Source organism: Hydrogenophaga sp., assembly GCF_036675665.1.
Taxonomy (GTDB): domain Bacteria; phylum Pseudomonadota; class Gammaproteobacteria; order Burkholderiales; family Burkholderiaceae_C; genus Hydrogenophaga.
On sequence record NZ_JAKFEO010000114.1, the window covers coordinates 69,161 to 76,840 of the forward strand.

The window sequence follows — 7,680 nt, forward strand, 5'->3', positions numbered from 1 at the left end:
CCACCGCCGTGACGCTGGCAGTTTGGCTGTGGGCACAGGTCTTCTGGCTGCCGTCAGCGAGGACCCTGAGGACCGGGGAACTGCAAGCAGAACCGCGTTGTTCCAGTTGCCGAAGTGACCGAGGCGCTCCCACCATGAGCCAGCATGATGGCCTTGGTGATCGCCAGACCCAAGCCAGCGCCATCGGACGAAGGGTGTGTGCGTGCTTTGTCGACTCGATAGAACCGATCAAACAGGCGCGGCAGGTCCACGGCGTCAATCGGGTCACCGGTGTTCGTCACACACAGGTTGGTGCCATCCCTATGATGTTCGACGGTCAGTTCAACGTCGGTGCGAGGGTGCGCGTATCGAAGTGCGTTGGATAGCAAGTTGCTGATGGCCCGCCGAATCATCAGGCGATCGCCCACCACGGTACCCGCCCCCAAAACCCGAAGTCGAAGCTCTTTGTCTTCCGCCACCGCATCGTAGAAATCCACAAGGCTCGTCACCTCGTCCTCCAGCGCGACATGTTCGCGATTCGGAAGTTGGATGCCGTGGTCCGTCTTCGCCAGGAAAAGCATGTCGGACACCATGCGCGCCAGGCGTTGGAGTTCCTCGGCGTTGGCGGCGAGGATGTCCCGGTAGGTGTCGGGATCACGATGCTGCGAAAGCGACACCTGGGTCTGTGTCAGCAGGTTGCTGATGGGGGTGCGCAGTTCGTGGGCGATGTCGCTTGAGAATTCCATGAGCTTCGCAAAATCCTGCTGCAGCCGCTCCAGCATGGTGTTGAGGCTGTTGGCCAGCTCTGCCATCTCCACGGGTACGGCGTCGATCGGCATGCGCTCGTCGAGCTTGTGGGCAGTCACCCTGAGTGCTCTCTCTTTCATGGTCCGCAGCGGGGCCAGACCGCTGCGTGCCGCCCACCACCCCAGCAGACCACTGAGCAAAGTGGCCAGGACCACATAGATCGCCAACTGCTGGCGCAGCATCTGCATGAAATGGGTGTGGTGCTGCGTGTCCAGCGCGAGAGTCAGGCGCATGCTCTGCCCTGGACTGGTAACTCCGCCGGGCATCTGCGCTGCGGAAAGCTCTGTGCTCATGCCTCGCAATGGCCTTCCTCCATCCGCCCAATCCATGGGCTGATCTGCCGCACTTCGCTTTGCAAGTTCGGCTGGGAAAGTGATACGACCCGGTCCAAACAGCTGTTCGTCACCGCGCGTGAGCGAGATGAAAAGGCCATGATGGCTGTCGAGCAGCTCGTCCAGCTTGGTAGAGAGCTCGGTTGGCTCTGGCGTCTCATCCACGATCCTCTCGATCAGATGCACCTTGTCCAGCAGGTAGTCGCGGTCGAGGTCGATGAAGTGCAGATGGGTGGACCACGCCACCAGAACACCGAGACCCAGGAGCACCGCTGCCGATACCAGGGTGTACAGAAAAGTGAGGCGTGCGGTGAGAGTCAAGCGCTGGATCATCAGGAGGGCTCCGGCACTTCCAGCACGTAACCCATGCCTCGCACGGTCTGCAACAGGCGGCATTCAAACCCGTCGTCCACCTTGACGCGCAGCCGTCGCATGGCCACCTCGATCACGTTGGTGTCGCTGTCGAAATTGACATCCCACACCTGGGAGGCGATCAGGGATCGTGGCAACACCTCTCCCTTGCGGCGCATCAGCAATTCCAGCAAGCCGAACTCCTTGGCTGTCAGGTCGATGCGCTTGCCCGCGCGGGTGACCCGACGGCGCAGCAAATCCAGCTCCAGATCAGCGACTTGCAGAGTGGTGGGCTCCATACCCAAGCGTCCCCGGCGCAGGATGGTGCGCACCCTGGCCAGCAGTTCGGAAAACGAAAACGGCTTGACCAGATAGTCGTCTGCACCGAGTTCCAAACCTTTGACGCGGTCGTCCACATGGTCCTTGGCGGTCAGGAACAGCACCGGCATCTCTCGACCCCGGGCACGCAGACCTTTGAGCACCTGCCAGCCGTCCATGCCGGGAAGCATGACGTCCAGGATGATGAGGTCGTGGTCGCCCTCAAGCGCCTGGTGCAACCCGTCCACGCCGTTGTTGAGCAACTCAACCGCGTAGCCCGCCTCGCGCAGGCCCATGCACAGGTACTCACCCATCCTGCGCTCGTCTTCAACAATCAAGATTTTCACGTTCACTCCTGGAGCGATTTTCACTGCCAGCGGCTGCTTGCAACCGAACCTGACAACTTTGTAATGAAACCGACAGGTTCATGACGGGTGGCCTTTTGCACACTGCGCTCAGCTTGAAACAGTTGAACAGGGGCAAATCAGTGATTCATCGACGTTACCCATCCTCGGCACTGCGGACCATCGCACTGGGTGTGCTGACGCTTCCTTTGGTCGTGTCTGCCCAGATGGCATCGGCGCCCACCGAGAAGAACTGGCGCGAAGCCAACGACGCTGTGGGTCAATACAAACGCGGCCACGCCGACATCCTCAAATGGGAAAAAGAGAATGTCCCCGCCGCGCCAGACCAGGAGCAGGCAGCCGCCGGTCTGAGCCTCATGACGGCTGAAGACGTGGTTCGCCAGGCGTGGCGCGCACACCTTGAACTGGTGAAGCCGATGAATCGGATCGGTACTGCGAATGTGGATCTGATCGCCAAAGGCCAGTGGGCCGAGCTTGATCCGATTCTGCAGCGCAAAGTGGAGGATCTGGACGAGCTTCTGGAAGTCGCTGCTCATGGCCGCAAGGCGTGGTTTCAGGCTGTCGCCGCCCGCCAGGTGCTCAAGCAGCACCGCGATGCGCTGAACGCCGCCGAGGCTGGCAATGAACTCGGTCGCCGGATGGTGAGCGTGGGCAACTGGAGCAAGCTCCAGCAGGCCCAGGTTCGGCTGGCGCAGTCCTCCGCCCAGATGAACGTGCGGCGGGCCCAATACGCCGCCACGCAGGCTGAGGCCGATCTCATCAAGACCTTGCGGCTCACCGGTGTGCACACCGGCGTTGCCCTGCCTGAGCGCTTGCCCGACCTGCCGGCTCAGTCCCTGTCACCACAGGTGCTGGATGAACGCGCTACCGCCATCGCGGCACAACTGCCGCGCGCCGAGGGCATGCGCAATGGTGCCAACGCCCGCCTGGCACGCCAGGCCTACCTGTCCAGCCATGCCCTGGCCGTGAGTGCGCGTGAGGAAGTGCTGAAGGTTCGCGAGTTCATCACCGAAGAAACCGTTCTTCACTACAACGGCATGCTCAAGAGCGTGTGGGACTTGTTGGGTGAGGTTTCCAGCCAGTCACAGGCGGTGGCCAGCGCCATCGAAGCGCAGCGGGACTTCTGGATCGCAGAGACCGACCTGCAGTGGGTCCTGCAAGGCGGCGCCCCCGACAGCTTTGTCTCACTGGGCGGTGCTGGCGGTGAGCCCGCTGCCGGCGCTGGCCACTGATTGCATCGAACGCATTGAAGGAACAAGCAGCATGAGTCTCGTCAAATCACGTCGTCAATTCTTCGCGGGTGTTGCCACTTCGGTGGCTGGGCTGGCAGTGGCGCGCTCAGCCATGGCCGCTTTGCCCGAACCCGTCTACCAGACGTCCGTGGACACGGCGCCCCCGTTGATTCCCACCACCGGCCGGCCTTACAACCCGGTGGTGACGCTCAACGGCTGGACCCTGCCCTGGAAGATGAACAACGGCGTCAAAGAGTTTCACTTGGTGGCAGAGCCGGTGGTGCGCGAAGTCTCGCCAGGCTTCAAGGTCAACATGTGGGGCTACAACGGCCAAAGTCCTGGCCCGACCATCGAAGTGGTCGAGGGCGATCGTGTGCGCATCTTCGTCACCAACAAGCTGCCCGAGCACACCACCATCCACTGGCACGGCCAGCGCCTGCCCAGCGGCATGGACGGTGTGGGTGGCCTCAACCAGCCCGCCATCCCCGTGGGCAAGACCTTCGTGTACGAATTCGAAGCGCGCCGCCCGGGCACCTTCATGTACCACCCCCACGCGGACGAAATGGTCCAGATGGCCATGGGCATGATGGGCATGTGGGTCACCCATCCCAAAGGCAAACACCCCCACATCAGCGAGGTGGACCGCGACTTCTGCTTCCTGCTCAATGCGTTTGACATCGAGCCCGGCAGCAAGACGCCCAAGACCGCCACCATGACCGACTTCAACATCTGGTGCTGGAACAGCCGGGTGTTCCCCGCGATCGACACACTCAATGTGCGTCTGAACGACCGCGTCCGGATTCGAGTGGGCAACCTCACCATGACCAACCACCCGATTCACCTGCACGGGCATGAGTTTCTTGTGACCGGCACTGACGGCGGCCCGACGCCGCCGAGCACACGCTGGTACGAGGTGACGACCGACGTGGCCGTGGGACAGATGCGCCAGATCGAGTTGATCGCCGACGAGGAAGGCGACTGGGCCATGCACTGCCACAAGAGCCACCACACCATGAACGCCATGGGCCATGACGTGCCCACCATGATCGGCGTGGACCACCGTGGCCTGGTCAACAAGATTCAGAAAGTGGCGCCCGACTACATGCTGATGGGCGAGCGTGGCATGGCCGACATGGGCGAAATGCAGATGCCCATCCCCGACAACACCGCACCCATGATGACGGGCACGGGCCAGTTTGGCCCGCTGGAGATGGGTGGGATGTTCACCGTGTTCAAGGTCCGCAAGGACCAGAAGCCGGGCGACTACAAGGACCCAGGCCCGTACAAGTTTCCCGAAGGCACCATTGCGCACGAATGGACCGGTGCATCGTTGCCCGCTGTCAGACCCAAAGCGAGTGCAGACACTGCACCCGCCACCGCCACCGCCAACGCGGTGAAACCCAGTGGCACAACCATGAAGCACTGATCAAGTCACTCACTTCTCACCCCTCTCACCCCTCTCACCCAACCCGAACAGTCGACAAGGAACCTTCATATGCACATCACCAAAACCCTGATCGTGTCCGCCATGCTTGCAGCCTCTGCGGCCTCATTTGCGCATGGGGACAAGGAACACGCCAAAGGAGCCGCGCCCATGAAAATGGAGCAAAAGGAATGGGGCATCGGCGGTCACTCGAACGCCGTCAAGCGCACCGTGGAGATCCGCATGACCGACAACATGCGCTTCACGCCCGATCTCGTTGAGGTCAAACAGGGCGAAACGATCAGGTTCGTGCACGTCAACGGTGGCAAGGTGATGCACGAGTTCGTCCTGGGCACCAGGAAAGACCTGGACGAGCACGCTGCGCTGATGAAGAAGTTTCCCAACATGGAGCACGATGAACCCTACATGGCGCACGTTGGTGCAGGCAAAAAGGGCGAGATCGTCTGGAACTTCAACAAGGTCGGTGAGTTTGACTTCGCCTGCTTGCTGCCTGGTCACTACGAAGCCGGCATGATCGGCAAGATCAAAGTCGTTGCCAAATAGGCATCACCGACAACGACATATCCATCGAGGAAACACATCATGAACAAGCACACCCAAACCGTTGCGCGACTCCTCGCCGCTGCCGCACTCTCGCTGTCCTTGCCTGTGATGGCGCAAGCGGGTGCAGACCACAGCAAAATGGGCATGGCGGCGGCCCCCGGCATGACCGACGGCGAAATCCGCAAGATCGACAAGGAGAACGGCAAGGTCACGATCAAGCATGGCGAGATCAAGCACATGGACATGCCCCCGATGTCCATGGTGTTCAACGTCAAAGACAAAGCCATGCTGGACAAAGTCCAGGTGGGCGAGAAGATCCAGTTCATCGTCGTTCAGGACGCCGGCAAGATGGTGATCACCGATATCAAAGCAATGAAGTGATTTCACGCTGCTGACCCACTGGGTCGGTTGGGGTGAAGGGATCGGTTGTTATGACCGATCCCTTTTTTCGCATGGATGGTGTCCTCCCTGCTCTGTGAACCCGCTCCGACACGGCCTCCCAGAGTGGCACGCCAAGCAGAAGTGATCTGCAGCAACCACACTGGACACCCCCGCTTGCCGCCTTTCTGATCACGGTCAGGACTGCGCTGACGAAACGGGGTGGCAGGGTCGACGTGAACGCCAACCGCGACAAGGTCTCCTGACTTTGCGCTGACCGGGATGTAATGCGTTCGCAAGCTGCCGGTCATGGGTGCCTCGCTACATTGAACTCGTACCTCGTACCACATTGATTCAGTCGAACAATGTGATTTGTTCTCAAAGGAGATCCCCCATGATTCGCAATCTCAGCATCGTCGTCCTCTCCATGGCCGCACTGGCCCCAGCCATCGCGATGGACGCCGCCAGGTCCGAGGCCAAGCAGGTCATCGCACTGCAAAACGGTGAGACGCTCTACGTCTTCAAGGACGGTCTGATGGCAAAGGAAAGCAAGTTCGGAAGCGTGATCCACCTCAACAAGGGTGAAGTCGTCCAGACCGCCGACGGCAAAAGCATCACGACGATGGGCAACGAAGTCGCCCGTCTTTCCGCCTTGCTGAACAAAGGCCACGGAAACTGATCCTCGGCCATTTGTCCAGTCGACGACCAAACAGACCTTGACTGGACAGTCCCTCCCGCCGTTATCGGCGAGAGGGCTTTTCTTTTTGAGGGGAGCGTGCGGGACACAAGTTGCACAGCAACCCCTTTGCCAGTGCGAAGCGCCACGCAGTTGCTGTGGCCTGTGATCGCCAGTCAAACTGCTCGAGAGGAGTTGGCCGAGAGTCGCAGAGCCGATGCTTCATGCCTTGGCGCGCCGCAAGCGCAGCGCGTTTCCGATCACCGAGGCAGAGCTGAGGCTCATGGCCAGGGCCGCGATCATGGGCGAAAGCAGCCAGCCGGTGAAGGGATACAGCAAGCCGGCGGCCAATGGAATGCCCAGCGCGTTGTAGACGAACGCGAACGCCAGGTTCTGCTTCATGTTGGCCACCGTGGCCACCGACAGGGCGCGGGCCGTGGCGATGCCGCGCAGGTCGCCCTTGACCAAGGTCAGCTGTGCGCTGTTCATCGCCACATCGGTGCCCGTGCCCATGGCAATGCCCACGTCGGCGCGGGCCAGTGCCGGTGCATCGTTGATGCCGTCGCCCGCCATCGCCACCACGCGGCCCTCTGCCTGCAGCTTCTCCACCAGTTTGAGCTTGTCGGCCGGCTTCACTTCGCCATGAACCTCGTCGATGCCCAGGCGCTGGCCGACCGAGCGCGCGGTGGTCAGGCCATCGCCCGTGGCCATGACCACGCGGATGTTGGCTTGGCGCAGCGAGCCGAGCGCATCGGCCGTGGTGGCCTTGATCGGGTCGGACACGGCCAGCAGACCGGCCAGTGCCTTGTCCGCCGCGAGGTACATCACGCTGGCTCCCTGCGCACGGAGTGCCTCGGCCTCGCTGGCCAGCGGTGACACGTCCACACCCAGCTGCTGCATCAGCGCGGTATTGCCCAGGGCCAGACCCTGGCCACTCACCCGGCCCCGCACCCCGATGCCGGATTCCGAGTCGAACTGCTCGGGCTCGTCCAGCGCAAGCCCCTGTTGCTTCGCCGCGGCCACGATGGCAGCGGCCAGCGGGTGTTCGCTGCCCTGGTCCAGGCTGGCGGCCAGGCGCAAGACCTCGTCTTCGGCAAAGTGCCCGAAGCCGATGGCTCGCTCGAAGGTCGGCCGCCCTTCGGTCAGGGTGCCGGTCTTGTCGACGATCAGCGTGTCGACCTTGCGCAGGTTCTCGATGGCGGCGGCGTCGCGAAACAGCACACCGTGGGTGGCGCCACGACCGGTGGCCACCATG

The 7,680-nt window shown here is 61.8% G+C and carries 8 protein-coding genes; 5 read left to right on the top strand and 3 right to left on the bottom strand.

From position 1 onward, the window contains the following. Positions 1–53: 53 nt before the first annotated feature. Entirely contained in the window at positions 54–1,451 is a 1,398-nt protein-coding gene (locus V6M63_RS23875; protein ID WP_332745986.1) for a heavy metal sensor histidine kinase, read from the bottom strand. Continuing rightward, on the bottom strand, positions 1,451–2,134 hold the full coding sequence (locus V6M63_RS23880; RefSeq protein ID WP_332745988.1) for a heavy metal response regulator transcription factor: 684 nt from the start codon (positions 2,132–2,134) through the stop codon (positions 1,451–1,453). The genes V6M63_RS23875 and V6M63_RS23880 overlap by 1 nt, the downstream gene beginning before the upstream one ends. A 212-nt stretch (positions 2,135–2,346) precedes the next feature. On the opposite strand from V6M63_RS23880, the gene V6M63_RS23885 reads away from it, so the two are divergent. The 5 genes from V6M63_RS23885 to V6M63_RS23905 all read left to right on the top strand — a co-directional run bounded on the left by V6M63_RS23885 (position 2,347) and on the right by V6M63_RS23905 (position 6,428). Then, positions 2,347–3,384: a hypothetical protein gene (locus tag V6M63_RS23885; protein ID WP_332745990.1), complete on the top strand. Its 1,038-nt coding sequence runs from the start codon at positions 2,347–2,349 to the stop codon at positions 3,382–3,384. Between the two features lie 31 nt (positions 3,385–3,415). Then, entirely contained in the window at positions 3,416–4,810 is a 1,395-nt protein-coding gene (locus V6M63_RS23890; protein WP_332745992.1) for a multicopper oxidase family protein, read from the top strand. A gap of 69 nt (positions 4,811–4,879) precedes the next feature. After that, a complete protein-coding gene (locus tag V6M63_RS23895; protein ID WP_332745994.1) occupies positions 4,880–5,371 on the top strand; it encodes a cupredoxin domain-containing protein in 492 nt (163 codons plus the stop codon). A 39-nt stretch (positions 5,372–5,410) separates the two neighbouring features. Then, positions 5,411–5,752, top strand: a complete 342-nt coding sequence (locus tag V6M63_RS23900; RefSeq protein ID WP_332745996.1) for a copper-binding protein — start codon at positions 5,411–5,413, stop codon at positions 5,750–5,752. 391 nt (positions 5,753–6,143) lie between these two features. Further along, positions 6,144–6,428, top strand: a complete 285-nt coding sequence (locus V6M63_RS23905) for a CopK family periplasmic copper-binding protein (protein ID WP_332745997.1) — start codon at positions 6,144–6,146, stop codon at positions 6,426–6,428. 219 nt (positions 6,429–6,647) lie between these two features. Here the strand turns inward: V6M63_RS23905 and V6M63_RS23910 are convergent. Further along, positions 6,648–7,680, bottom strand: a 1,033-nt coding sequence (locus V6M63_RS23910; protein ID WP_332745998.1) for an HAD-IC family P-type ATPase, incomplete at its 5' end; no start/stop codon positions are given.

Bases quoted from the DNA above. Each gene is read 5' to 3' on its own strand.
- V6M63_RS23875 (WP_332745986.1), bottom strand. From the start codon at position 1,451: ATGATCCAGCGCTTGACTCTCACCGCACGCCTCACTTTTCTGTACACC.
- V6M63_RS23890 (WP_332745992.1), top strand. From the start codon at position 3,416: ATGAGTCTCGTCAAATCACGTCGTCAATTCTTCGCGGGTGTTGCCACT.
- V6M63_RS23900 (WP_332745996.1), top strand. From the start codon at position 5,411: ATGAACAAGCACACCCAAACCGTTGCGCGACTCCTCGCCGCTGCCGCA.
- V6M63_RS23905 (WP_332745997.1), top strand. From the start codon at position 6,144: ATGATTCGCAATCTCAGCATCGTCGTCCTCTCCATGGCCGCACTGGCC.
- V6M63_RS23895 (WP_332745994.1), top strand. From the start codon at position 4,880: ATGCACATCACCAAAACCCTGATCGTGTCCGCCATGCTTGCAGCCTCT.